General features: G+C 45.9%; 24 protein-coding genes. 1 reads left to right on the plus strand and 23 read right to left on the minus strand.

The features are described 5' to 3' along the window. Window positions 1–43: 43 nt before the first annotated feature. The 23 genes from ylqF to H539_RS0104395 form a co-directional block, all read right to left on the minus strand. Window positions 44–910 carry a ribosome biogenesis GTPase YlqF gene (ylqF, locus tag H539_RS0104285; protein WP_026692513.1) on the minus strand — a complete coding sequence of 289 codons (867 nt, stop codon included), beginning with the start codon at window positions 908–910 and terminating at the stop codon, window positions 44–46. A gap of 18 nt (window positions 911–928) precedes the next feature. Then, window positions 929–1,492, minus strand: a complete 564-nt coding sequence (lepB, locus tag H539_RS0104290; RefSeq protein ID WP_026692514.1) for a signal peptidase I — start codon at window positions 1,490–1,492, stop codon at window positions 929–931. A 452-nt stretch (window positions 1,493–1,944) separates the two neighbouring features. Continuing rightward, window positions 1,945–2,289 carry a 50S ribosomal protein L19 gene (rplS, locus tag H539_RS0104295; RefSeq protein ID WP_026692515.1) on the minus strand — a complete coding sequence of 115 codons (345 nt, stop codon included), beginning with the start codon at window positions 2,287–2,289 and terminating at the stop codon, window positions 1,945–1,947. Window positions 2,290–2,443: 154 nt separating this feature from the next. After that, window positions 2,444–3,178, minus strand: coding sequence for a tRNA (guanosine(37)-N1)-methyltransferase TrmD (trmD, locus tag H539_RS0104300; protein ID WP_026692516.1), 735 nt, complete (start codon window positions 3,176–3,178; stop codon window positions 2,444–2,446). Then, window positions 3,178–3,696: a ribosome maturation factor RimM gene (rimM, locus tag H539_RS0104305; protein WP_026692517.1), complete on the minus strand. Its 519-nt coding sequence runs from the start codon at window positions 3,694–3,696 to the stop codon at window positions 3,178–3,180. The genes trmD and rimM overlap by 1 nt, the downstream gene beginning before the upstream one ends. 13 nt (window positions 3,697–3,709) lie before the next feature. Further along, entirely contained in the window at window positions 3,710–4,096 is a 387-nt protein-coding gene (locus H539_RS0104310) for a YlqD family protein (protein ID WP_026692518.1), read from the minus strand. A gap of 88 nt (window positions 4,097–4,184) precedes the next feature. Then, complete coding sequence (locus H539_RS0104315) at window positions 4,185–4,415, minus strand: KH domain-containing protein (RefSeq protein WP_026692519.1); 231 nt, start codon at window positions 4,413–4,415, stop codon at window positions 4,185–4,187. Between the two features lie 12 nt (window positions 4,416–4,427). Further along, window positions 4,428–4,700 carry a 30S ribosomal protein S16 gene (gene rpsP / locus H539_RS0104320; protein WP_026692520.1) on the minus strand — a complete coding sequence of 91 codons (273 nt, stop codon included), beginning with the start codon at window positions 4,698–4,700 and terminating at the stop codon, window positions 4,428–4,430. Window positions 4,701–4,797: 97 nt separating this feature from the next. Next, window positions 4,798–6,138, minus strand: coding sequence for a signal recognition particle protein (gene ffh / locus H539_RS0104325; RefSeq protein WP_026692521.1), 1,341 nt, complete (start codon window positions 6,136–6,138; stop codon window positions 4,798–4,800). Window positions 6,139–6,150: 12 nt separating this feature from the next. Further along, on the minus strand, window positions 6,151–6,483 hold the full coding sequence (locus H539_RS0104330) for a putative DNA-binding protein (protein WP_026692522.1): 333 nt from the start codon (window positions 6,481–6,483) through the stop codon (window positions 6,151–6,153). Window positions 6,484–6,634: 151 nt separating this feature from the next. Then, window positions 6,635–7,642 carry a signal recognition particle-docking protein FtsY gene (gene ftsY / locus H539_RS0104335; RefSeq protein ID WP_026692523.1) on the minus strand — a complete coding sequence of 336 codons (1,008 nt, stop codon included), beginning with the start codon at window positions 7,640–7,642 and terminating at the stop codon, window positions 6,635–6,637. Window positions 7,643–7,654: 12 nt separating this feature from the next. Beyond that, window positions 7,655–11,215: a chromosome segregation protein SMC gene (smc, locus tag H539_RS0104340; protein WP_026692524.1), complete on the minus strand. Its 3,561-nt coding sequence runs from the start codon at window positions 11,213–11,215 to the stop codon at window positions 7,655–7,657. A 37-nt stretch (window positions 11,216–11,252) separates the two neighbouring features. Further along, a complete protein-coding gene (gene rnc / locus H539_RS0104345; RefSeq protein ID WP_026692525.1) occupies window positions 11,253–11,984 on the minus strand; it encodes a ribonuclease III in 732 nt (243 codons plus the stop codon). Window positions 11,985–12,264: 280 nt separating this feature from the next. Continuing rightward, window positions 12,265–12,498: an acyl carrier protein gene (locus tag H539_RS0104350; RefSeq protein WP_026692526.1), complete on the minus strand. Its 234-nt coding sequence runs from the start codon at window positions 12,496–12,498 to the stop codon at window positions 12,265–12,267. Window positions 12,499–12,624: 126 nt separating this feature from the next. After that, complete coding sequence (fabG, locus tag H539_RS0104355; protein ID WP_026692527.1) at window positions 12,625–13,368, minus strand: 3-oxoacyl-[acyl-carrier-protein] reductase; 744 nt, start codon at window positions 13,366–13,368, stop codon at window positions 12,625–12,627. Beyond that, window positions 13,365–14,312 (minus strand): ACP S-malonyltransferase, encoded by a 948-nt coding sequence (gene fabD, locus H539_RS0104360; RefSeq protein WP_026692528.1) that lies wholly within the window; start codon window positions 14,310–14,312, stop codon window positions 13,365–13,367. The genes fabG and fabD overlap by 4 nt, the downstream gene beginning before the upstream one ends. A gap of 15 nt (window positions 14,313–14,327) precedes the next feature. Further along, window positions 14,328–15,311, minus strand: a complete 984-nt coding sequence (plsX, locus tag H539_RS0104365; RefSeq protein WP_026692529.1) for a phosphate acyltransferase PlsX — start codon at window positions 15,309–15,311, stop codon at window positions 14,328–14,330. A gap of 4 nt (window positions 15,312–15,315) precedes the next feature. Beyond that, window positions 15,316–15,891 carry a transcription factor FapR gene (gene fapR, locus H539_RS0104370; protein WP_026692530.1) on the minus strand — a complete coding sequence of 192 codons (576 nt, stop codon included), beginning with the start codon at window positions 15,889–15,891 and terminating at the stop codon, window positions 15,316–15,318. 249 nt (window positions 15,892–16,140) lie between these two features. Further along, a complete protein-coding gene (gene recG, locus H539_RS0104375; protein WP_026692531.1) occupies window positions 16,141–18,189 on the minus strand; it encodes an ATP-dependent DNA helicase RecG in 2,049 nt (682 codons plus the stop codon). Beyond that, entirely contained in the window at window positions 18,189–19,076 is an 888-nt protein-coding gene (gene sdaAA / locus H539_RS0104380; protein ID WP_026692532.1) for an L-serine ammonia-lyase, iron-sulfur-dependent, subunit alpha, read from the minus strand. Before sdaAA ends, recG begins: the two co-directional genes overlap by 1 nt. Window positions 19,077–19,092: 16 nt before the next feature. Further along, on the minus strand, window positions 19,093–19,755 hold the full coding sequence (gene sdaAB, locus H539_RS0104385) for an L-serine ammonia-lyase, iron-sulfur-dependent subunit beta (RefSeq protein WP_026692533.1): 663 nt from the start codon (window positions 19,753–19,755) through the stop codon (window positions 19,093–19,095). 294 nt (window positions 19,756–20,049) lie between these two features. Continuing rightward, entirely contained in the window at window positions 20,050–21,729 is a 1,680-nt protein-coding gene (locus H539_RS0104390; protein WP_026692534.1) for a DAK2 domain-containing protein, read from the minus strand. A 15-nt stretch (window positions 21,730–21,744) separates the two neighbouring features. Further along, entirely contained in the window at window positions 21,745–22,107 is a 363-nt protein-coding gene (locus H539_RS0104395) for an Asp23/Gls24 family envelope stress response protein (protein ID WP_026692535.1), read from the minus strand. A gap of 262 nt (window positions 22,108–22,369) precedes the next feature. On the opposite strand from H539_RS0104395, the gene rpmB reads away from it, so the two are divergent. Beyond that, the gene (rpmB, locus tag H539_RS0104400; RefSeq protein ID WP_026692536.1) at window positions 22,370–22,558 is read left to right on the plus strand and encodes a 50S ribosomal protein L28; all 189 of its coding nucleotides are present in this window, start codon (window positions 22,370–22,372) and stop codon (window positions 22,556–22,558) included. The last annotated feature ends 426 nt before the right edge of the window (window positions 22,559–22,984 follow it).

Raw genomic sequence — 22,984 nt, forward strand, 5'->3', positions numbered from 1 at the left:
TTTATGGTTGGGATCCCGCCCTTCAGGCAGAGTTCATCATGTACTATTCGGCTGATCCTTCCAAATCGGAAGGTGTTTCTAAAGTGATTGGGCCCATTTTTTCCGAACGGAGCTCTCTTATAATCAATTCCGCCGTTTTGTCGTAATCCACCAGCCCTTTTGCGGCCAGGACTCCGCGGAAGATCCCTATCTGGTCAAAAAGCTCTACCAAATCCTCCGGAATATGATCCAGATTGTATCTTTCCTTAAGGCGGCTTGGATATTCCTTCTCCAGGAACTTCAGGGTATACACCGCAAGATCATGCTGGTTCAGCAGGGTGTCTTTTATCGCCCCAGTCACTGCCAGTTTAAGACCTACAGCCTGATCCTCAAATTTCGGCCATAGGATTCCCGGTGTATCAAGGAGTTCCAGCTCTTTTCCCACCTTGATCCATTGCTGAGCCTTGGTTACTCCAGGCATGTTCCCTGTTTTGGCGATATTCTTCTTGGCAAGACGGTTGATCAGTGTGGATTTCCCGACATTTGGAATTCCCACAATCATCGCCCGGATGGCCCTTGGCCGAATGCCCCGCGATTTCATTTTTTCCAGCTTAGGCTTCAGGATTTCATGCGAGGCACCAAGGATTTTATGAAGTCCGCTGCCGGCCTGTGAATTAATCGCTATGGCATGCTGCCCTTTTTGTTCAAAATACTTCATCCATTGATTGGTTTTTTCTTTATCCGCCAGGTCAGCTTTATTCAGCAGAATAAGCCTCGGCTTATGGGCAATGATTTCATCAATCATTGGATTCCTGGAGGAAGCGGGTATCCTCGCATCCACCAATTCAAAAATGATATCCACAAGTTTAAGTTTTTCTGTTACTTCCCTTCTTGCTTTGGCCATATGGCCAGGGAACCACTGTATCGTCACAGCATTCCACCTACTTTGCTAGTTCTTGTCATATGCTACACTTCGAAATCGGTCCAAAGGCCAGTACACCAGGCTCGTTTTACCGATCACTTTTTTCATGGGCACAGTCCCTATCGCTCTTGAGTCCCTGCTGTATCTCCTGTTGTCACCCATTACAAATAATTCGCCTTTTGGAACCGTATCTCTGTTTATATAGTCCTTGAGTGTAAACGGCTCGGTCAGCGGCCCATCCATTACTTCTTTTTTATATTGATCCAGGTATGGCTCTTTGTAGGCTTTTCCATTTACGTATAGCGTATCATCTTTATATTCAATCCGGTCTCCAGGAAGCCCAATGACACGTTTTATGTAATCCTTTCCCTCAGGGGCATGGAAGACAATGATGTCGAAGCGCTTCGGCTTGCCTACAGTATAGCCTATTTTATTCACAATCATTCTGTCATGATTATGCAGAGTCGGCATCATTGATAAACCATCCACCACAATCGGAGCAAAGAAGAAATAGCGGATAATAGCTGCCAGCAGAACCGCAATAATTAAGGCCTTCGTCCATTCCCAAATTTCATTTCTTTTTTTAGTCATTCTAGTTCCACCGCCTATAAAGTCTTCGCTTAGATAATGTTACTGCTATATTTTACACTATCGAAGAAAAATAAACGCTTATTATCACTCATGGCCAAAGCGGAAAGCGGTGCCTGCCGAATATAATAATATTAAAAGTATAGTGTTCATGTTTTTATTTTATCGAACAAACATCTAGCATAAGGCGAGCAGGCCTTGGGAAGCGGTTTTCTTCCCATGGAATGATTGACTTATGACTCGAGGGTCTCAGCTTGGAACTGGACAGTGAGTCTCGCACCTTACACTCCAATCAACCAGTTTTAAAGACAAATTTCCATCGCATGAACCTATTCAAAAACAATTTTAGGGATGACGGAGGTGGAATAATCCCATAAAAAAGGAGCCTGTATACACAAGCTCCTTTTTTGTACATTATCATATATTGCACAGGCTTCGAATCCTGATTCGTTAAATTAGCGAATCTCTTTGATACGAGCTGCTTTACCGCGAAGGCTGCGTAGATAGTAAAGTTTAGCACGGCGTACTTTACCGCGGCGAACTACTTCTAAGTTAGCGATTTTTGGTGAATGTACAGGGAATGTACGCTCAACTCCAACACCGTAAGAAACCTTACGAACTGTGAAAGTTTCGCTGATTCCACCGCCACGACGCTTGATCACTACACCTTCGAAAAGCTGAATACGTTCACGAGTTCCCTCGATAACTTTAACGTGTACACGTACAGTGTCACCAGGACGGAACGCAGGAAGATCTGTTTTCAATTGCTCTTTTGTGATTTCTGCAATAAGTTGTTGCATCGTCTTTCAACTCCTTCCAACAGATGCTCATGACAATATATTAGATTGCAGCGGAACATCTTAATAAAAGCCCGGAGACTCCAGGCCACAAAGAATATGATAGCATATAAGCCTGACAGTTGCAATATCATTTATCTTCTTTTCAGGAACTTTATCAATCTTTCTTTACTTCTTCAAGCCAGATCTTTTCTTTCTCGCTTAATGGATAGTTTTCCAGCAGGTCCGGCCTCCTGGTGAGGGTCCTCCTCAGAGATTCCTTGGTTCTCCATTCCTCGATCCGGGCATGATTCCCTGACAGCAGGATATCCGGCACCTTGATTCCCCTAAAGTCCGCAGGCCGGGTGTAGTGGGGATGCTCCAGCAATCCCGTAGAGAAGGAATCCTTAATCGGGGATTCTTCATTGCCCAAAACTCCAGGAAGGAGTCTCACAACGCTGTCGATCACGACCATTGCACCCAGTTCCCCGCCGGTCAGGACATAATCGCCGATCGAGATTTCATCCGTAACCACATGAGTTCTGATCCTCTCATCATAGCCTTCATAATGGCCGCATATGAAAATCAAGTGCTCTTCTTGCGAAAGTTCTTCCGCCTTTTTTTGGCTGAATCTTTCACCCTGCGGGCAAAGCAGCACGACCCTCGGCTCTTTGCTTCCTGCCTCTTTTTTAAGGGCATCCACAGCATCAAAGATCGGCTGGGGTTTCAGGACCATCCCTGCTCCGCCGCCATATGGATAATCATCTACAGTATTATGCTTATTGTCGGCGAATTCCCGGAAGTTTGTGACGTTGTATGAGACTGCCTCTTTTTCCTGCGCCTTCTTCAGGATGGAACTGCCCAGCACTCCGGCAAACATCTCAGGGAACAGTGTCAAAACATCAATTTTCATTAGTCTAACAACCCTTCCATAGGAAGAATTTTTATCTGCTTATCCACAATGTTGATTTCTTTGACAATATCTTCGATGTAGGGAATTAAAATCTCTTTTCCCCTTTTTCCTTTTACCACCCAGACATCATTTGCACCGGGAGCCAATACTTCACGGATTGTCCCAATTTCCTCCCCTTCGAGGGTCACCACCATGCAGCCGATGATTTCATGGTAATAATATTCCCCTTCTTCAAGCTCATGCAGCTGGGAATCGGATACTTTTAGTAAACCGCCTTTGAGTTTTTCCACCTGATTCACATTATCATAGCCTTCAAACGTAAGCAGGTCGAAATTTTTATGTTTCCTGTGCGATTTAATGGCCAGCTCAACAGGCTCTGTACTCTTTTCTGCGAAGAAGTACAGTTTATTTCCTTTTTTGTATCGTTCTTCTGAAAAGTCCGTCTTAGAAATCACCCGGACCTCACCTCTAATTCCATGGGTATTGACGATTTTCCCCACATTAAACCATTTATCCATTCTAACCACACCTTTAACGTATTTCCGTAATCATTCCGTCCTTCACCACAATGGTTTTCGTACCTATTGCCTCATCCCAGACCTGCCCCACTTCCACTTTTACAATAGCCTGAAGTTCCCGATCCTTCAGCTCACTGCCTAAAGGAAGGAGACCCAGCTGGTCGATTTGGAAATCAAGCATTTTTATTTTTTCCTGTCTTTTGTTAATTTCCTTCTCAAAGTGTACTTTTAAACTGCCAGGATGCATTTTTTTCATTTTTTCCATTTTTTTTAATTCAAAGCGCAGCTGGCCGCATTCCTTTAAGAGCTGACCCTTATTGTGCTCGTATTTTTCCAGGAGTTGATTCTTGCTGGTCTCGGTCAGTACATGCTTCACTATAACTGTTTGAAGAATTTCCATTTCCAGCTCCTCCATTCAAAAAAACTTGTTATGTACTAAAAAAGAATTTAATTTTATATAGCAAAAAAGGAGGGCCTAAGACCCTCCTTTATTCGGATATCTCCAAATAAATCTTCTTGTGCTGTGATGATCCTGCTGCATAGACTACAGTTCGAATCGCCTTAGCTACACGCCCCTGTTTCCCGATTACCTTTCCCATATCTTCCTTGTTTACAGAAAGGGAATAGATGATCTTTTCACCTTCTTCGTTCACAGAAACGCGAACGTCATCCGGATGATCCACAAGGGGCTTAACAATTGTTTGGATTAATTCCTTCATCGCAGCGGATGATTATTTGCCGCTTTTAGCATTATGAAATTTTTCCATGATGCCTTGTTTAGAGAATAGGTTGCGAACTGTGTCAGATGGTTTTGCACCATTTTGCATCCATTTAAGAGCTAGTTCGTCGTTGATGTTGATTGTAGCTGGTTCTGTAACAGGGTTGTAAGTTCCGATTGTTTCAATTGAACGTCCGTCGCGTGGTGCGCGGGAATCTGCAACTACAATACGATAGAAAGGAGATTTTTTAGCTCCCATACGTTTTAAGCGAATTTTTACTGCCATTTTATATAAGCACCTCCGAATAGTTTCACACAAGATAATATAATACCAAACACATTTCAGGTTGTAAAGGTTTTTTTCTTAACAGACGAAAAACTCCTTACATGAAAGGGAATTTAAAGCCTTTCTTTTTCCCTTTTTGCATATTGGTCATCTGTTTCATCATTTTCTTCATGTCCTCAAACTGCTTTAACAGGCGGTTCACTTCCTGGATGGTCGTCCCGCTTCCCTTGGCAATCCGTTTTCTGCGGCCGGCATTGATGATTTCAGGCTGCTCTTTTTCATTCGATGTCATGGATTTTATGATGGCTTCAACTCGTCCAATCTGCTTCTCATCGATGGAGATATTGTTAAGGCCCTTCATCTTATTGGCTCCGGGAAGCATCTTCAATAAGTCATCAAGCGGGCCCATCGAGCGTACCTGGCCGAGCTGCTCCAGAAAATCATCGAATGTAAATGACATGGTTCTCATCTTCTGCTCCAGCTCTTTCGCTTTATCAGCGTCTACATTAGCCTGGGCTTTCTCGATCAGAGTGAGGACATCTCCCATCCCGAGTATACGGGAAGCCATCCGCTCCGGATGGAATGGTTCAAGGGCATCCATCTTTTCACCCATACCGACGAACTTGATCGGTGTCTTGGTTACAGCGCGGATCGAAAGCGCTGCCCCCCCTCTTGTATCGCCGTCCAGCTTGGTCAGCACGACCCCAGTCAGCCCGAGCTGTTCATTGAAGCTCTGGGCTACATTGACGGCATCCTGGCCAGTCATGGCATCCACAACAAGGAAGATTTCATCGGGGGAGGAAAGTTCCTGGATTTCCTTAAGCTCACCCATGAGCTCTTCATCTACATGAAGGCGGCCTGCAGTATCAATCAATACATAGTCATGGTGTTCTTCCTTTGCTTTCGCAATGGCCTGTCTGGCAATTTCAACCGGGCTGACCTGGTCACCAAGTGAGAATACCGGGAAGTCCAGCTGCTTGCCAAGAGTCTCAAGCTGTTTGATCGCTGCAGGACGATAGATGTCCGCAGCCACAAGAAGCGGCTTCCTGTTGTATTTTTTCCGCAGGAGGTTCGCAAGCTTTCCCGTTGTGGTCGTTTTCCCCGCACCCTGCAGGCCGACCATCATGATGACGGTAGGCGGCCTGCTGGAAACAGCGATCTTGCTTTGCTCTCCTCCCATCAGCTCGGTCAATTCTTCCTGTACGACTTTAATGACCTGCTGTCCGGGGGACAGGCTTTTTAGCACTTCCTGTCCAACGGCACGTTCACTGACTTTTTTCACAAAGTCTTTCACTACTTTAAAGTTAACATCCGCTTCAAGAAGTGCAAGACGGACCTCACGCATCATTTCTTTTACATCAGCTTCGTTAACTTTGCCTTTTCCCCGAATCCGCTGGAACGTGTTCTGCAATCGGTCGGCTAAACTTTCAAATGCCATACTGCCGCCTCCCTAATCCAGATTTTCGAGCGAGGCTGCCGCTTTTAAAAGATCCTCTTTCGAAGAAGCCGGGTTTTCCGCATACTTTTTTAAAACGGCGATAATTTCTTTTCGCTCTTGGAATTTTTGAAATAATAACAGCTTTGCTTCATAATCCTCAAGCATAGCTTCAGTTCTTTTGATGTTGTCATAGACCGCTTGACGGCTGACATTAAACTCTTCAGCTATCTCTCCAAGGGAGTAGTCATCTAAATAATAGAGTGACATATAACTCTGTTGTTTTTCAGTTAACAGCGAATAATAAAAATCGTATAGATAATTCATCCGCGTAGTTTTTTCGAGCATGGGCCACCCTCCCTTGTGTTAAGTGAAAACCCTTTACAAAATATCATTCTACATGACACCTAAATCGATGTCAAGAAAAATACTTTACAGCAGGTCCGAGCAGGGAATAAGGCTGGCCCAGTTGTTTTTAACCGGGCCAGCCACTTTTGCATCATTCAGGCGCCGAGTATTCCTCCGGCTCTTTATCAATCAAATTGGCAAATAGACCGTACACGTATTTTTCGGGATCGAATACCTGCAGATCATCCATTTTTTCTCCGAGGCCCACAAACTTCACCGGAATTTCGAGCTCATTGCGGATCGCGAGGACAATTCCCCCCTTTGCCGTTCCATCCAGTTTGGACAGGACGATTCCGGACACATTTGTCGCTTCCTTGAAGGTTTTCGCCTGGTTCAGGGCATTTTGGCCGGTTGTCGCATCAAGGACCAGGAGGACCTCATGCGGCGCTCCCGGCACTTCCCTTTCTATAACGCGCTTAACCTTCTCCAGCTCCTTCATCAGATTGACTTTATTTTGAAGCCTTCCAGCTGTATCACAGATCAGCACATCGGCTCCTCTTGCTTTTGCTGCCTGTAGGGCATCAAACATAACGGCTGCCGGGTCAGACCCTGCAGCCTGTTTGATGACCTCGACCCCGGCACGGTCTCCCCAGACCTCAAGCTGTTCAATCGCACCAGCCCTGAATGTATCTCCAGCAGCGAGGATGACTTTCTTTCCCTCTTCCTTAAGCTGATGGGCAAGCTTTCCGATAGTAGTGGTCTTTCCGACACCATTCACTCCTACAAACAAGATGACCGTAAGACCTTCCTCCTGAATGTTTAGAGCTGGATTTGAATCTCCCTTGCTTTCATAAATATCGACCAGCTTTTCAGAAATAACAGACTGGACCTGCACCGGATCCTGGATGTTCTTCCGTTTCACTTCCATCTTCAATTCTTCAATCAGCTGCTCAACGGTTTCATATCCCACATCTGCCTGAAATAGGATTTCCTCCAATTCTTCAAAGAAATCTTCATCGACTTTCCGGTAACGGGCAACAAGGTCATTGACTCTTCCGGTAAAGGAGTCCCGGGTCTTGGTGAGTCCCTGCTTGAATTTATCCGTAACAGCATCACTCTGCTGCGTAAACTTCTCTTTCAGCTTCTTAAAAAAACTCATGGTCACACATCCTTATACGAATTGTTTCGTGTCCTCAAGCCTCACGGAAACCAGCTTGGACACTCCGGATTCCTGCATGGTGATTCCATATAGGACATCCGCTTCCTCCATGGTCCCTTTTCTGTGAGTAATAACGATAAACTGCGTTTCTTCACTGAAACGTTTCAGATAATGACTGAAACGATAAACGTTTGCGTCATCCAGGGCAGCCTCCACTTCATCCAGTATACAGAAAGGCACGGGCCTTACTTTCAGGATGGCGAATAGGAGGGCGATAGCAGTCAATGCCCGTTCCCCGCCGGAAAGAAGCCCAAGATTCTGCAGCTTTTTCCCTGGGGGCTGAGCAACGATCTCGACACCGGTATGAAGAAGATCTTCCGGCTGTGTCAGCTTCAGTTCAGCCCTTCCGCCTCCGAATAAGGCAGGGAACACTTCAGCAAATTGTTCCTTGATAGCATAGAAGGAAGCACGGAATCTCCGCTTCATTTCTTCATCCATTTCCTCTATGACCTGGAACAGTGTATCCTTCGCTTCCTGGAGGTCATTTTTCTGCTCAAGCAGGAATTCATATCGTTCGTATACCCGAGTATATTCATCTATGGCCCCTATATTGACCGGCTCCAGCTCTTCAATGGCAAGCTTAATCAGCTTCACCTTTTTCCTTGCTTCCTCAGCTGGGATCCTCAGCGGATGCCCTTCCTTTGCCGCCTCAAATGAAAGCAGATATTCCTTCTGAAGATGGACGAGCTTATTATCCAGTTCCACATCCAGCCTGTTCAATTTTACTTCCTCATCTTTCAGGGCCTCTGAAAGCCCCTTATGCTGGCGCATAACTTCCTTGAGGAGAGCTTCATTGGATTCAAGCTCGGAATGGCACTCAGACCGGCGTACCTTTTTCTCATTGAGCAGCTCAAACGCTTGATTTTTTTCCACAAGCTTCTGCCGGGCCGCTTCTTCAATGAGATTTTCACCGCTGAAATCATTCTGCATTTCATTACTCAATAGGGAGAGATCTTCCGTATACTCACGATGTCTCTCTGATAATAGTTCATGTTCTTCAATAATCCGATTATATTTATCTCTTTGATTCTGAAGCTGTTCTTTTTTCGTGGCCAGCTTGATTTTCAGCTCATTCAATTCCTCAGACAGGGCTTCCCTCGAGGAGGTCTGGTTCTGCTTCTGCTCTGTCAGGGATTCGATCTCCGAATTAAGCTTTTCCACTTCCTCGCCGCAGGCAGCCAGCAGCTTCACGACCGCTTCCTTCCGTTCAAGCCTTGCCTTGCTTTCCTCTTCGGCTGAAACCTTTTCAAGGTCGTATACGGCAAGCCGGTCATTAATATTCTTTTCTTGGATTTCTACTTCCCGGATTTCGCCTTTTAAGGCCTGTTCCTGCAGGCGGAGCTTTTCCCCGCTTGCACGGACCTCCTCAAGTCTTATTTCCTGGCTTTCGATATCCCGTTTTAATACCTGGACATGCTGCTGAAGCTTTCCGGTTTTTTCGTCCATATCAACAAGCTTTTGCTTTAGCTCTTCCAGCTCGCTCTTTCGCGAAAGAAGAGAGGATGCTTTTTGTTTGATGGCTCCACCGGTCATGGATCCTCCTGGATTTACCACATCGCCTTCAAGGGTGACAAAGCGGTATCGCTGTCCCGTCATTCTTGCAAGCTCATTGGCCCCCTGCAGATCCCGGGCAATGATGATGCTGCCAAGAAGATTCCCTACGATATCCCGGTATTTTGCATCATATTTAATTAGCTCAGAGGCAGTGCCTATATAGGCTGCAGAACTTTTAAGCTGCCTTTCGGCCGATTCCGGAATGGATTTTGCCCTGATGACAGACATCGGCAGGAACGTAGCCCTGCCATATGAATTCTTCTTTAAAAAGGCGATTGCTTTTCTGGCATTTTCTTCGCGGTCCACTACGATATGCTGGGCAGCCCCTCCCAGGGCGATCTCAACAGCAGTCTGATAGTCCCTGGGAACCTCAATGAGTTCAGCGACCGCTCCTTCGATTCCTGAAAGAACCGATTGCTTGGCTTTTAGAACTTCCTTTACTCCCTGAAAAAAGCCGGCATAGTCCTCATCCATCTCCTCCAGCATTTCCTTCCGCGACTTTGCCTGCTGAAGATATTGCAAGGCTTGATACAGCGTTTTTTCCTGCTTTTGATAATTGTTTTTCAAATTATCCAGCTGGCTCTGCTGTTTTCTGAATAAGTGGATTTGTTCCTCCATCTGTTCCTGGAGCAGCTTCAATTCCTGTACTAATTTGGATTTTCCGGCATCCACCCTGGTGCGTTCGGCGAGATATTGAGCATTTTGCTCATCCAATCTGGTGCTTTTCGAAGATTGGAACTGCAGCTGCTGCTCGAGAATCTGGAATTCATTCCTTGCTGCCGCCTGCCTGTTAAGAACTTCTATATACTCACTTTTAAGTGCTTCAATGGTTTCTTCAATATCCACCTTTAACGTGGACATCAGCTTTTGTTTTTCAGAAACTGAAGCCTGAAGGGAATGAGTTTCCTCTTCTAATTGGACCAGCTGGAGCCTTTCCGCTTCTTTTTGGTCCTTTAAATGCTGAAGCCTTCCGGATGCTTCGGTTATGGCTTTTTCCAGCTGAACCTTATTCTGTGATGCATTCTTTTTACGCTCTTTTAGAACTTCTTTGCGCCCCTCAAGCTTCTCCAGTTCCTCACTGGCATGTAAAAGCTTTTCCTGCAGCCTATTAATATCGTGATCCAATGAAGCAATCGTGTTTCGATACTGATTAACCAGTCCTTCTTTTTTCTGGAGATCCTCAGACATTGCAAGCTCCTGCACTTTGTGCCGCTCATATTCATGGGAGAGCTCTTCCCATTTCTTGTGCAGCGCTTCAATGTCAAAGACGGTTAACGCTACTTCGAATTCTTTCAGTTCATCTTTTTTCTCCAAATATTCTTTAGCTATGGAAGACTGAATCTTCAGGGGTTCAACCTGTGCATCCAATTCATACAGGATATCCTGTACCCTGTTTAAATTTTCCTGTGTCTCAAAGAGCTTATGCTCCGCTTTTTTCTTCCGGTTCTTATATTTAAGAACACCGGCAGCCTCTTCAAAGATGGATCTCCGGTCTTCCGGCTTGCTGCTTAAAATTTCTTCTACCTTCCCCTGGCTGATGATAGAAAAGGCTTCTTTTCCAAGGCCGGAATCCATGAATAGATCGATAATATCCTTCAGCCTGCAGGATTGTTTATTAATAAAGAACTCACTGTCACCGGAACGATATACCCTTCTTGTCACACTTATTTCCTGATATTCCAAAGGAAGGACTCTTTCTTCGTTATCAAGGGTCAGGGTAACCTCGGCATAATTGAGAGCTTTCCGTGAGTCACTCCCCGCAAAGATGATATCCTCCATTTTTCCGCCGCGCAGGGACTTGGCAGACTGCTCTCCAAGCACCCAGCGTACAGCATCAATGATGTTGCTCTTTCCACTTCCGTTGGGTCCGACCACCGCAGTGACACCAGGTACGAATTCAACCTCAATGCGCTCTGCGAAGGACTTGAACCCTACTACTTCCAATCGTTTGAGGAACAACCTATTTCCCCCTCTATCTTCTGCATTTCAAACTCTGTTATTGTTGTTCTTTCAGTTTTTTTAAGGCCTGTTCGGCAGCATGCTGTTCCGCTTCCTTCTTTGATCTTCCAGAACCTTTCCCAAGCTCATTCCCGTTCAGACATACAACCGAAATGAACTCACGATTATGGGCGGGACCCTTTTCCTGCAGGATTTTATATTCAAGTGCTCCTGCCCCGTCACGCTGAATCAACTCCTGAAGCTGGCTCTTATAATCCATCACATGAGAAAAAGCACCATCGTTAATTTTAGGGAATACCGTTCTTTCCAGGAATTTCACGACTGCCTCTAAACCCTGATCTAAGTACAAGGCTCCTACAAATGCTTCAAAAACATCCGCCAAAAGGGCAGGACGGGATCTTCCCCCTGTCATCTCCTCACCCTTCCCAAGCAGGATTAATTCACCGAAATCCAGGTCATTGGCAAATCCCACAAGGGACGGTTCGCAGACAATGGCTGCCCGTAATTTGGTAAGCTCTCCTTCGGTCATGGTTGCATATTTTTGGAACAGGTATTGTGAAACAGTCAACTCAAGTACGGCATCACCCAAAAATTCAAGCCTTTCATTATCTTCGTACGGCTTGCGGCGATGCTCATTCACATAGGATGAATGGGTAAATGCTTGCTGTAAGAGTGCTTCATTGGAAAATTGGAATCCAACTTTCTCCTGAAAGCTTTTAAAAACGAACTCTTTATAAGATGTTTTATACTTTTTACCATTCCTGCGCATAAAATCCTCCGCCACTCTTTAAAATCTATCATTCATGAATAGGTTTCCCTTTATTAGCTGTAAAATCAAAGAAACTTGGCTCTGTGGATCAAACAGCCAAGTTTAAGTATACATAAGATTGCCTTATTTTAAAATAGAATGAGGTACGGCCCCTTTTGTATTCGTGCTGTTTTTTTATCTCTATAGGATTGGACCTTTCATCCGAACAAACAGAAGGGTCCATAAATGAAAGAAAGAGGCTGTGAGACAGCCTCTTTCAATCTTTCCTAGAAACATTGGATTACATAGTGCTTTGTATGTAATTCACAGCGTCTCCAACTGTGACGATCTTTTCTGCGTCATCATCTGAAATTTCCATTCCAAATTCGTCTTCAAGTTCCATAACCAACTCAACTACATCAAGGGAATCGGCACCAAGATCGTCTTTGAAAGAAGCTTCGAGTTTTACTTCTGACTCATCGACTCCTAAACGGTCAACTACGATCTTTGTTACGCGTTCAAGAACTTCTGCCATATTACTCACCTCCCCTCAAGTCATTATAGTGTATTTCATTTAAATAATAAATGATAAATTAGGTCAAATCCCGAAAATTTAAAGAGCGGAAATATTCTGCCAGATAACCATCAGGGCACGGACTGATTACATAACCATACCGCCATCCACATGGAGGGTCTGGCCTGTCATATACGAGCTGTCATTAGATGCCAGGAACACTGCCACTTTTGCGATATCTGCCGGTTCCCCAAGCCTTGCAAGGGGAATCTGTCCAAGCATTGCCTGTTTCATATCTTCAGTCAGCTTATCGGTCATATCAGTTGTAATAAAGCCCGGAGCCAGCGCATTAACAAGGATCCCTCTAGGGGCAAGCTCCTTCGCGGTAGTTTTAGTTAAGCCGATAACACCCGCTTTTGCCGCTACATAGTTCGCCTGGCCTGCGTTGCCGCTGACTCCGACTATGGATGCAACATTGATGATCCTGCCTGATCTTTGTTTCATCATGGGCCGTGTAACAGCTTTTGTGCATAAGAAAACACCCTTCAGGTTGATGCTGATTACATCATCCCACTCATCTTCCTTCATACGCATCAAAAGGTTGTCTTTTGTGATTCCCGCGTTGTTGACAAGAATGTCAATCGTGCCAAAACGGTCTGCCGTCTGCTTGACCATTTCACTCACCGCTTCAGCATTGGAAACATCACACTGGATTGCAAAGGCATCCCTGCCAAGCTTTTTTATTTCTGCTGCTACTTCCTCTGCCTTTTCTTTGCTTCCAGAATAATTCACCGCAACATTTGCGCCTTCTTTCGCAAGGGCGATGGCAATCTCTCTGCCGATCCCGCGGGAAGCCCCTGTAACAAGGGCATTTTTTCCGGCTAGTTTCATTCTGTGTCCCCCCTTAGAGCTTCAAGTGTCTTTTCAAGTGAATCCTGGTCACTGACCGCAAAGACACGGGCTTTTCTGTCCACTTTTTTGATCAGTCCCGAAAGCACCTTGCCCGGCCCGATTTCAATGAAGGTATCTACACCCGCATGTAACAATGTATGTACAGAATCTTCCCAGAGTACCGGCGAATAGAGCTGTTCGATCAAACGCTGCTTAATTTCCCCGGGTTCGGTCATTTCTCTGGACGTTACATTAGAAATGACAGGAACTTCAGCCTCATTAATCTGAATGGAATCCAGTACCTGCTGGAAGCTGCCAGCTGCCGGCTTCATCAATTCCGAATGGAACGGACCGCTTACAACGAGGGGAATCACTCGTTTTGCTCCTTTTTCCTTTGCGAGCTCTCCAGCCTTTGCCACTCCTTCAGCAGAACCGGAAATAACGATCTGGCCCGGACAGTTTATATTGGCTAATTGAACCGGCTCTCCCCCTCTGGAAACTTCATCTGTGACAGAAGAAAGAAGTTCCTTTTCAAGGCCCAGTACGGCAGCCATCGAGCCCTGGCCATGAGGAACAGCCGCCTCCATGTACTCGCCCCGTTTTCTTACGGCATGTACTCCATCTTCAAAGGAAAGCGCACCGGATGCAACGAGTGCAGAATATTCTCCAAGGCTGTGCCCTGCAGTAAAATCAGGGATGATGCCCGCTTCCTTCAGAAGCTGAAGGATTGCAGTGCTGACTGTCAAGAGTGCAGGCTGAGCATTGAAGGTCTTGGTCAGCTCCTCCTGGTCGCCGTGAAAGATCAGCTCTGTTAATGGAAACCCAAGCTTTTTATCTGCTTCATCAAATATATTCTTTACATGTTCATATTTCTCATATAGTTCTTTTCCCATACCTACAGTCTGGGATCCCTGTCCTGGGAAGACAAACGCTATTTTACCCATCAATAATCCCTCCACTTAGTTTTTCTCGATCATCTTACGGATGGTGCTGCTGACTTCGTTCTGTACCATTTCGCGTGCCTGGCGGACCGCATTATAAATGGCATTGGCATCAGAGGAACCGTGCGCCTTTATAACAGGGGCCTTCAGACCGAAAAGTCCTGCACCTCCATACTCCGAATAATCAAGCTTGGTTTTCAATTCCTTCAGCTGCGGCTTCAGAACAGCTGCCGCCAGCTTGCTCTTCATATTGCTTGTCAAAGCCTCTTTCATCATTTTGAACATGCCGAGGGCCGTTCCTTCCAATGTCTTAAGGACCATATTTCCTGTAAACCCGTCTGTGACCACGACATCCGCAGCCCCGTCCAGAAGATCCCTTGCTTCCACATTGCCGATAAAGTGAATGCCGGCTTCTTTTAGCAGGCCGTAAGCCTCCTTGGTCAGTTCATTCCCCTTCTTTTCCTCGGTCCCAATATTCAAAAGACCTACGCGGGGACTATGTATTCCCCGTACTTTTTCCGCGTACACTGAACCCATGTAAGCATACTGGACAATATGTTCTGCCTTTGCATCGGCATTGGCTCCTACATCCAGGAGGACAAATCCCTTGCCGTCTATGGTGGGCAGGGTCGGAGATAATGCGGGCCTTTCAATTCCTTCAATCCGGCCGACTACAAATAGTCCAGCAGCCATAAGCGCCCCCGTATTGCCTGCAGAAATGCAGGCATCCGCAATCCCATCACTGACAGACTGTGCAGCCAGGACCATAGAAGAATTTTTCTTTCTCCTGACAGCCCTGACAGGTTCATCTGTTGCCAGAATTTGTTCTTCTGTATGGACAATTTCAATTCGGTCGTGCTCCTCTAAATGCTCCCGGATCCTGGCTTTATCTCCATATAATACAACCGTAAGATCTGAAAAGGCTTTGACGGCCTTTACCGCCCCTCCAACCACTTCTTTAGGGGCATGATCTCCGCCCATAGCATCTATTGAAATTTTCATAGCATTATACTTCCTTTTCGTCTATATTCGACCTGTACATTTCAAATTGGCCTTTGAAAACAAGCTCACCGCCGACCCAGCTGTCCACTTCCACAATCGTTCTTCCCGGAAGAGAACGGTTCTCGACCCGTGCTTTGGCAATTACCCGTTCACCTTCCTTTACCTGTCTGGTAAATTGGATGTTCGCTTTGGCCGTCAGCGCGAGCTCATCATTAATCACAGCAACGGCCAGAGAATTGGCCTGGGCAAACAGATGGTGGCCCCGGGCGATCCCGTTTCTCTTGAAGACATGCTCATGCTTCACATCAAAAATGGATATCGCATTCTTATCAAGCTCTATATCAATAATATCCCCAATTATCTCTTCAATCGGCAGCGCCTTGATTTCATCACTAAGATTCTTCTCTGCCACGCTCTTGATCCGTTCCCTCAGCTCAGGTATGGACAACTCAAGACGGTCCAGCCTTATCGTCTGGACACTCACCTCAAACCTCTCAGCCAGCTCTTCATCCGTTACAAATGGATTTTCTCCGATTGTCTCCAGCAAAAGCTGCTGGCGATCCTTTTTGCTCCGACGCATTTAGACTTTCACCATCCGAACTATTATGACTAGGTACTAATAGTAGTATATATAGACCCCCGGAAAAATGTCAATTTAAAGCGTCAATGCGGTCCTTTCCAGCTCATCATTTGGCTTATATAATAAATCCGCAACAAAATCCCTGCCTATATTTTATCGTGTATAAACACGAAAAATCCGCATGTCCTGATCTTCATAGAGCAAAGCAAAGCCGGGCTGCGTGTTTTGCCAGCCCGGCTTCTTTGGTTCTCAATCGAATTTCTCTCCCGACAGGACCCCTGACTCTTTCAAATGGTTCCTAAGCGGTGCATATTCGGGATCTTTCCAAAAAACATCTGAATTTACAAGGGCTGCCGCATCGCTGCGGGCAACCTCGAGCGCCCTGTAATCATGGACCATGTCCGCCATTTTGAATTCGGGCACTCCGCTTTGTTTTTTCCCGAAGAAGTCACCCGGCCCCCTCAATTCAAGGTCTTTTTCCGAAAGAACAAAGCCGTCATTGGTCTCGCTCATAATTTTCATTCTTTCTTTTCCAACTTCATTCTTAGGGTCCGCAATCAGCACACAATACGATTGATCACTTCCCCGGCCGACCCTTCCCCTCAGCTGATGGAGCTGGGACAAACCGAACCGCTCTGCATCATAGATGACCATTACCGTGGCATTAGGGACATTGACTCCTACTTCCACCACCGTGGTGGAAACGAGGACCTGGATGTCGTTTGTACTGAAGCTCCTCATCACTTCTTCTTTTTCAGCAGCAGGCAGCTTCCCGTGCATAAGACCTACATGGAAGCGGCCCTGAAAATATTGGGTCAGGGTTCCGTGGACGTCCAGAGCATTCTGCAGATCCAGCTTTTCCGACTCTTCGATAAGAGGACAGATCACGTAGGCCTGGCGTCCCTGCCGCAGCTCTTTTCCCACGAATCCCAATACTCGGTCGAGGGTATCATGCTTTGTCCAGTACGTTTCGATTTTCTTCCGGCCAGCAGGCATTTCATCAATGATGGAAACATCCATTTCTCCAAAGGCAGTAATGGCAAGGGTCCTTGGTATCGGGGTCGCAGTCATGAATAAAACGTCAGGGCTGGCACCTTTTTCACGGAGGACCCTTCTTTGTTCTACTCCGAATCTATGCTGTTCATCGGTAATGACCAGGCCAAGACTTTGGAAATTCACTTCATCCTGAATCAGTGCATGTGTTCCGATCAATATATCTATCTGCCCTGCTTCGAGCAGCCCTAATATTTCCCTCCGCTTTTTCCCTTTAATGGAGCTCGTTAAAAGCGCTGTGCGGATTCCATGGGGCTCCATCATCCCCTCCAGAGACTTTGCATGCTGTTCTGCAAGGATTTCCGTCGGCACCATAAGGGCTCCCTGGAAACCAGCGCTGTTGGCAGCGAAAAGCGCGATCGCCGAAACGACGGTTTTGCCGGAGCCTACATCTCCCTGCAGGAGGCGGTTCATTCTATACGGAGACTTTAAATCTGTCAGGATTTCATTCACGACTCTTTTTTGTGCATCCGTAAGCGGAAAAGGAAGGCTGTCTATAAAGCCCTTCAACTTCCCAATGTCATACTTTTGTTTGAGGCCTTTTGACTGTTCCCTTTGAACCTTGCGGATTGCCTGCATTTTGAGCTGGAATAAAAGGAATTCTTCATAAACGATCCGTCTCCTGGAATGACGGAGGTCCCTTTCATCCGCTGGAAAATGAAGGGCACGCAAGGCATCCCTCCTGTGCAGGAGTTTGTAATCCCTGATAAGATTCTCGGGCAGAATTTCCTTGATGTCCTGGCCAAACTCTTTAAAGGCAGCGGCCAAATACCTTCTAAGCCCCTTTACCGTAACATCCCCTTTTACAGCATACACCGGCTCGAACTGGCTGTCCCTTTGCTGCTGCCCGGTCTGGTAGCTGGAAACCGTTATGGTCTGTCTGTGCTTATCCCATTTTCCCGTTACAGTCACCGGCTGGCTGATCGCCAGATTTTTCTTTAAATACGGCTGATTAAAAAATACACAGGTGATGAGATATCTCCCTACTAACAGGCGGATCGTCAGCTTGGATTTTTTACGCCCGTAATAAACAAGAGAAGGCTCACTGTGAATGACTCCTTCCACAGTGACCCTCTCGTCATGCTGCACTTCGGCCAGGTCCCTCAGACGGTAATCCTCATACCGATAAGGGAAATGCAGAAAGAGATCCATCACATTATTGATATTCATCTCGTTCAGAGCACGGGCTGTTTCTTCTCCTATCCCTTTTACCGTGGTGATGGGAAGTTGATGTAAGTCGTTCACTATTTCTTTGATTCTAGCGATATACCGAAGATTTTGGCCTCAAGCTCTCTTCCGGTCGGTGTAGCCGCTAGACCTCCCTGGGCAGTCTCCCGCAGACCCACCGGCATGGTAAGGCCAATTTTATACATCGCATCGATGACCTCATCGCAGGGAATTCTGCTTGTTATACCGGCAAGCGCCATGTCTGCCGCCACCATGGCATTAGCAGCCCCCATGGCATTTCTTTTCACACATGGAACCTCAACCAGCCCGGCAACAGGATCACATACCAGCCCGAGCATATTCTTTAATGTGATCGCCATTGCTTCAGCACTCTGAGAAGGGGTTCCGCCCGCCATTTCAACGATGGCTGCGGCCGCCATCCCAGCAGCTGAACCCACTTCAGCCTGGCAGCCTCCCGCCGCGCCTGAAATGGAAGCATTATTGGCTACCACAAAACCAAATGCACCTGCAGCAAATAAAAATTCGATCATTTGTTCACGTGTCGGGTTCAGCTTGTTTTTCACCGCAAAAAGAGTCCCGGGCACCACACCTGCAGAGCCTGCTGTGGGGGTCGCACAGATGGTCCCCATTGCCGCGTTTACTTCATTCGTCGCAACCGCCTTGCTGACTGCATCCAGAATGATTTCCCCTGAGAGAAAATTGCCCTTTTTTATATACTCCTGAAGAAGGACCGCATCCCCGCCGGTAAGTCCCGAGTGGGAGCGGACTCCCTTTAGGCCCCTCTCCACCGCTTTTTCCATGACTTCAAGATTTTTGTCCATCTGATTCAAGACCTGTTCGAGCGTTCTGCCAGTTACCGCTATTTCCTGCTCGATCATGACTTGAGAAATCTTTTTCCCCTGGCTTTCTGCCAATTCTACTAATTCAGCTACATTTCTGAACAAAAGAATCCCCCCTGCCTTACTCTACAATTTTTGTAACCTTTGTTATATTAGGAAGTGCTGTCAATTCTTCAAGCACTGCATCATCTATGTTCTGATCCACTTCAATGGTCATGAGCGCCATTTGTCCAACTTCTTTTCGCGATACATCCATATGGCCGATATTGATTTGGTGCTTGGTTAGCACATTTGCAACGGCCGCAATGGCCCCATAGCGGTCATCATGGACCACAAGAATCGCAGGATGGTGGCCCGATAGCCTTAATTCAAAGCCATTAAGCTCGGTAATCTCCACCTTGCCGCCGCCTATGGATATCCCCACAAGTTCAAGCTCCCCGATTTCATCCCCGATCCGGACCCTTGCCGTATTGGGGTGATCTGTGATGGCATCTTCCTCGATAAAAGCGATCTTTATTCCCTTTTCTTCCGCAATGTCAAGGGACTGAATAATCCTTTCATCATCAGTATCAAAATCCAGAAGGCCGCCTGCGATGGCTACATCCGTCCCGTGACCTTTATAAGTTTTGGCAAATGATCCATAAAACGAAATTTCTGCCCATTTAGGTTCTCTATTAAATAAACTTCTTGCCATCCGGCCAATCCTGGCCGCTCCCGCCGTATGAGAACTTGATGGCCCAATCATAACTGGTCCAATTATATCAAAAATACTTTTATACTTCATAAGGTAATGCATCCCCCTTGAAAAGGATTGATAATGTATGGCTGCCGATTCAAATGTAAGGGCTTTCATATATTTACACTCATAGAATCTAAAGCCTTGCCAGTACGCTGCCCAATTAGTATGGCACAAACAGCATAACGAATTTTCCACCGTTTGAAAAGGTTTTTCTCAAATACTTCTATTCGATGCACTTAATCTGCGATTCTAGTAAAATTCTCTGAAACGTTTAAGGCAGGATTCCATCTTAGTACCGCATAAAAAAAGGGCCGGCACTTATGCCAGGCCCTAAAATTCTTACTCAATGGAGAAGATGAAAGAATACAGGGGCTGCTTGCCATTATGGACTTCCACTTCTGCGTCCTCGAACTTTTCCTCACAATATGCGGTTAGTTCAGCAACTTCCTCTTCGGACGTTTCTTCCCCATAAATGATGGTCAGTATCTCTGAATCTTCATCCATCATGGAGCCCAAAAGGTCTTTGGCCGCCTGGACTTTATCGGTATGTTTCACGGTGATCTTTCCTTCTTCGATCCCCATGAAATCTCCGGTCTCAATCGTCAGACCTTCTATATGTGTATCGCGCACCGCATATGTGATCTGCCCGGTTTTTACGTGACCGATAGCTTCAGCCATATTGGCTTCATTTTCTTCAGGAGATAGGGACGGATTAAAAGAAAGCAATGCGGAAATACCCTGAGGAACTGTTTTTGCAGGAATAACGATGACGTTTTCCTCGACTACCTCTGCTGCCTGCTGTGCTGCCATAATGATATTTTTATTATTTGGAAGGATGATGACAGTCTCGGCATTGGCATCCTTTATAGCTGCCACGATATCCTCCGTGCTTGGATTCATCGTCTGACCGCCTTCAATGACAGATCTTGCTCCTATTGAGGTAAACATATCCCGTATTCCTGCACCCATCGCAATCGCGACTACTCCAAACGCTTCCTTCTTTGGTGCTTCTGTTTTTTCTACATGAAGAGGTGTATGGGTTTCACCGATTATCGCTTCATGCTGCTGTCGCATGTTATCTATTTTGATTTTAATCAGGCTGCCGAATTTCTGGCCATAATTCAGGCATTCACCCGGCTGCTCGGAGTGAATGTGGACCTTCACAATTTCATCATCTGACACGACCAATAAAGAGTCGCCATAATGGCTTAAATGCTCCCTGAATTCTTCTTCAGAAAATGGAGAATCCGCAAGCTTGTCCTCTTCAAATTTCACCATGAATTCCGTACAATACCCAAAGGTAATGTCTTCTGTGCTGATATGTCCCTGAACGGATTTATGGTGCTCAGCATTAACCATCTCATCCATGGTCGGATGGCTTGCAGGTGTATTCGGCAGGTCTTCCCCTTTTAATTCTGCAAGGAATCCTTCATAAACAAAAACGAGCCCCTGCCCGCCGCTGTCTACGACGCCAACTTCCTTCAATACCGGAAGGAGTTCTGGAGTTCGATTTAAAGAAGCTTTCGCTTCCCTGATCGTATCCTCCATGACCTTAAGGATATCTTCATTCTGCTTTGCTGACTGCACGGCACCTTTTGCTGCATCTTTAGCCACCGTCAAAATCGTTCCTTCAACTGGCTTCATAACAGCCTTGTACGCTGTCCCGACACCCGCCTCCAGTGCATTCGCAAACTCTTCACTATTGATCAGCGCTTTATTTTCAATAGACTTGGCAAAACCTCTGAAAAGCTGGGAAAGTATGACACCGGAGTTCCCGCGCGCTCCCATCAGCAATCCCTTGGCAAGTGAATTCCCGACCTTGCCAATGTGCTCCTGAACATTGTTCTTTACTTCTTTTGCCCCTGAGGTCATGGAAAGATTCATATTTGTCCCAGTGTCCCCGTCAGGCACAGGAAAAACGTTCAATGCGTCTACGTATTTCGCATTGGCCGACAGGCTGTTGGCACCCTTTACAATCATTTCGGCAAAACGTTTTCCATCTAAGCTAGTAATTGACACAAATTTTCCTCCTTATTAAGGGTTCGTTACACGAACTCCCTGCACAAATATATTTACGGAATCCACTTCCAATCCCATCGTCTTGTCCAGGGTATACTTCACTTTCGATTGAACATTATGCGCGATCTCAGATATCTTCGTTCCATAGCTTACAATTATGTACATGTCAATATGGACCTGTTCGCTATCCTGGCGGACGATGACCCCTTTAGAAAAGTTCTCTCTGCGGAGAATTTCAGCAATCCCGTCTTTTAATTGTTTTTTGGAAGCCATCCCCACAATGCCATAGCAATCAATCGCTGCACCGCCTGCAATAGTGGCAATCACATCATTGGATATATCAATCTGCCCGTATTTCGTATTCAACTCAATGGACATCTACCTTCACCTTCCTAAGAGAAATTCTCATTTAGCTACAGACCATTTTACTATAGTAACCTTCGTTTTAAAAGCCCTGTTCTTTCGACTCTAGGGAGAAGCCAGCTTTTACTATTTTCTATGTCAAGGTATTTTTCTTGAAAGACATCATCACACCTATTGCATTCTTTCAATATCTATGTTAAATTATTAAAGTGTTTCTAATGACTTAAGAGAAATGATAAATACCTTAAGCATGTTCGTAGTTAGGAGGGAATCAAGCATGGCACGTAAATGTGTAATCACTGGTAAAGGAACTACTTCCGGAAACCACCGCTCACACGCAATGAATGCTAACAAACGTACTTGGGGTGCTAACCTTCAAAAAGTTCGCATTCTTGTTAACGGTAAACCTAAACGTGTATACGTTTCTGCAAGAGCGCTTAAATCTGGTAAAGTAGAACGCGTATAATGCTGACGGCATCCTAAAAGGGTGCCTTTTTATTTTGAAAGCGGAAAGCGGTACCTGCTGAATAAATCTTTTGTGTATGCTATTGTCTCTATATACTTATCGCATACTTAAAAACTAATTTGCAGGCAGCCATCCGACTAGCATAAGACGAAGCGCCCATGGGAAGTGTTCCTTCTTCCCATGGGCGCTTTGGCTTATGACGGGAGGATGGCAGTTCGCAGCTGGACAACTAGAAAAGCGGAGAACGGTGCCTCCTGAACAATCTCTTTATGTAAATAAATATTTCCACATACTATTCGCATAACTATAACCTATTTAGCAGGCAGAGACCCGACAAGCATAAGACGAGCCGGATGTGGGAAGCGCTTTTCTTCTCATAGCCGGCTTGGATTATGACTCGAGGGTCTCAGTTCGCAGCTGGACAAC

Origin of the sequence: Peribacillus kribbensis DSM 17871, assembly GCF_000430765.1 — a bacterium.
GTDB classification, from domain to species: domain Bacteria; phylum Bacillota; class Bacilli; order Bacillales; family DSM-1321; genus Paraperibacillus; species Paraperibacillus kribbensis.

Coding starts and splice junctions, on each gene's coding strand:
- lepB (WP_026692514.1), bottom strand. CDS start 1,492: ATGACTAAAAAAAGAAATGAAATTTGGGAATGGACGAAGGCCTTAATT.
- rplS (WP_026692515.1), bottom strand. CDS start 2,289: ATGCAACAACTTATTGCAGAAATCACAAAAGAGCAATTGAAAACAGAT.
- trmD (WP_026692516.1), bottom strand. CDS start 3,178: ATGAAAATTGATGTTTTGACACTGTTCCCTGAGATGTTTGCCGGAGTG.
- rimM (WP_026692517.1), bottom strand. CDS start 3,696: ATGGATAAATGGTTTAATGTGGGGAAAATCGTCAATACCCATGGAATT.
- H539_RS0104310 (WP_026692518.1), bottom strand. CDS start 4,096: ATGGAAATTCTTCAAACAGTTATAGTGAAGCATGTACTGACCGAGACC.
- H539_RS0104315 (WP_026692519.1), bottom strand. CDS start 4,415: ATGAAGGAATTAATCCAAACAATTGTTAAGCCCCTTGTGGATCATCCG.
- rpsP (WP_026692520.1), bottom strand. CDS start 4,700: ATGGCAGTAAAAATTCGCTTAAAACGTATGGGAGCTAAAAAATCTCCT.
- ffh (WP_026692521.1), bottom strand. CDS start 6,138: ATGGCATTTGAAAGTTTAGCCGACCGATTGCAGAACACGTTCCAGCGG.
- H539_RS0104330 (WP_026692522.1), bottom strand. CDS start 6,483: ATGCTCGAAAAAACTACGCGGATGAATTATCTATACGATTTTTATTAT.
- ftsY (WP_026692523.1), bottom strand. CDS start 7,642: ATGAGTTTTTTTAAGAAGCTGAAAGAGAAGTTTACGCAGCAGAGTGAT.
- rnc (WP_026692525.1), bottom strand. CDS start 11,984: ATGCGCAGGAATGGTAAAAAGTATAAAACATCTTATAAAGAGTTCGTT.
- H539_RS0104350 (WP_026692526.1), bottom strand. CDS start 12,498: ATGGCAGAAGTTCTTGAACGCGTAACAAAGATCGTAGTTGACCGTTTA.
- fabG (WP_026692527.1), bottom strand. CDS start 13,368: ATGAAACTAGCCGGAAAAAATGCCCTTGTTACAGGGGCTTCCCGCGGG.
- fabD (WP_026692528.1), bottom strand. CDS start 14,312: ATGGGTAAAATAGCGTTTGTCTTCCCAGGACAGGGATCCCAGACTGTA.
- plsX (WP_026692529.1), bottom strand. CDS start 15,311: ATGAAAATTTCAATAGATGCTATGGGCGGAGATCATGCCCCTAAAGAA.
- fapR (WP_026692530.1), bottom strand. CDS start 15,891: ATGCGTCGGAGCAAAAAGGATCGCCAGCAGCTTTTGCTGGAGACAATC.
- sdaAB (WP_026692533.1), bottom strand. CDS start 19,755: ATGAAGTATAAAAGTATTTTTGATATAATTGGACCAGTTATGATTGGG.
- H539_RS0104395 (WP_026692535.1), bottom strand. CDS start 22,107: ATGTCCATTGAGTTGAATACGAAATACGGGCAGATTGATATATCCAAT.
- rpmB (WP_026692536.1), top strand. CDS start 22,370: ATGGCACGTAAATGTGTAATCACTGGTAAAGGAACTACTTCCGGAAAC.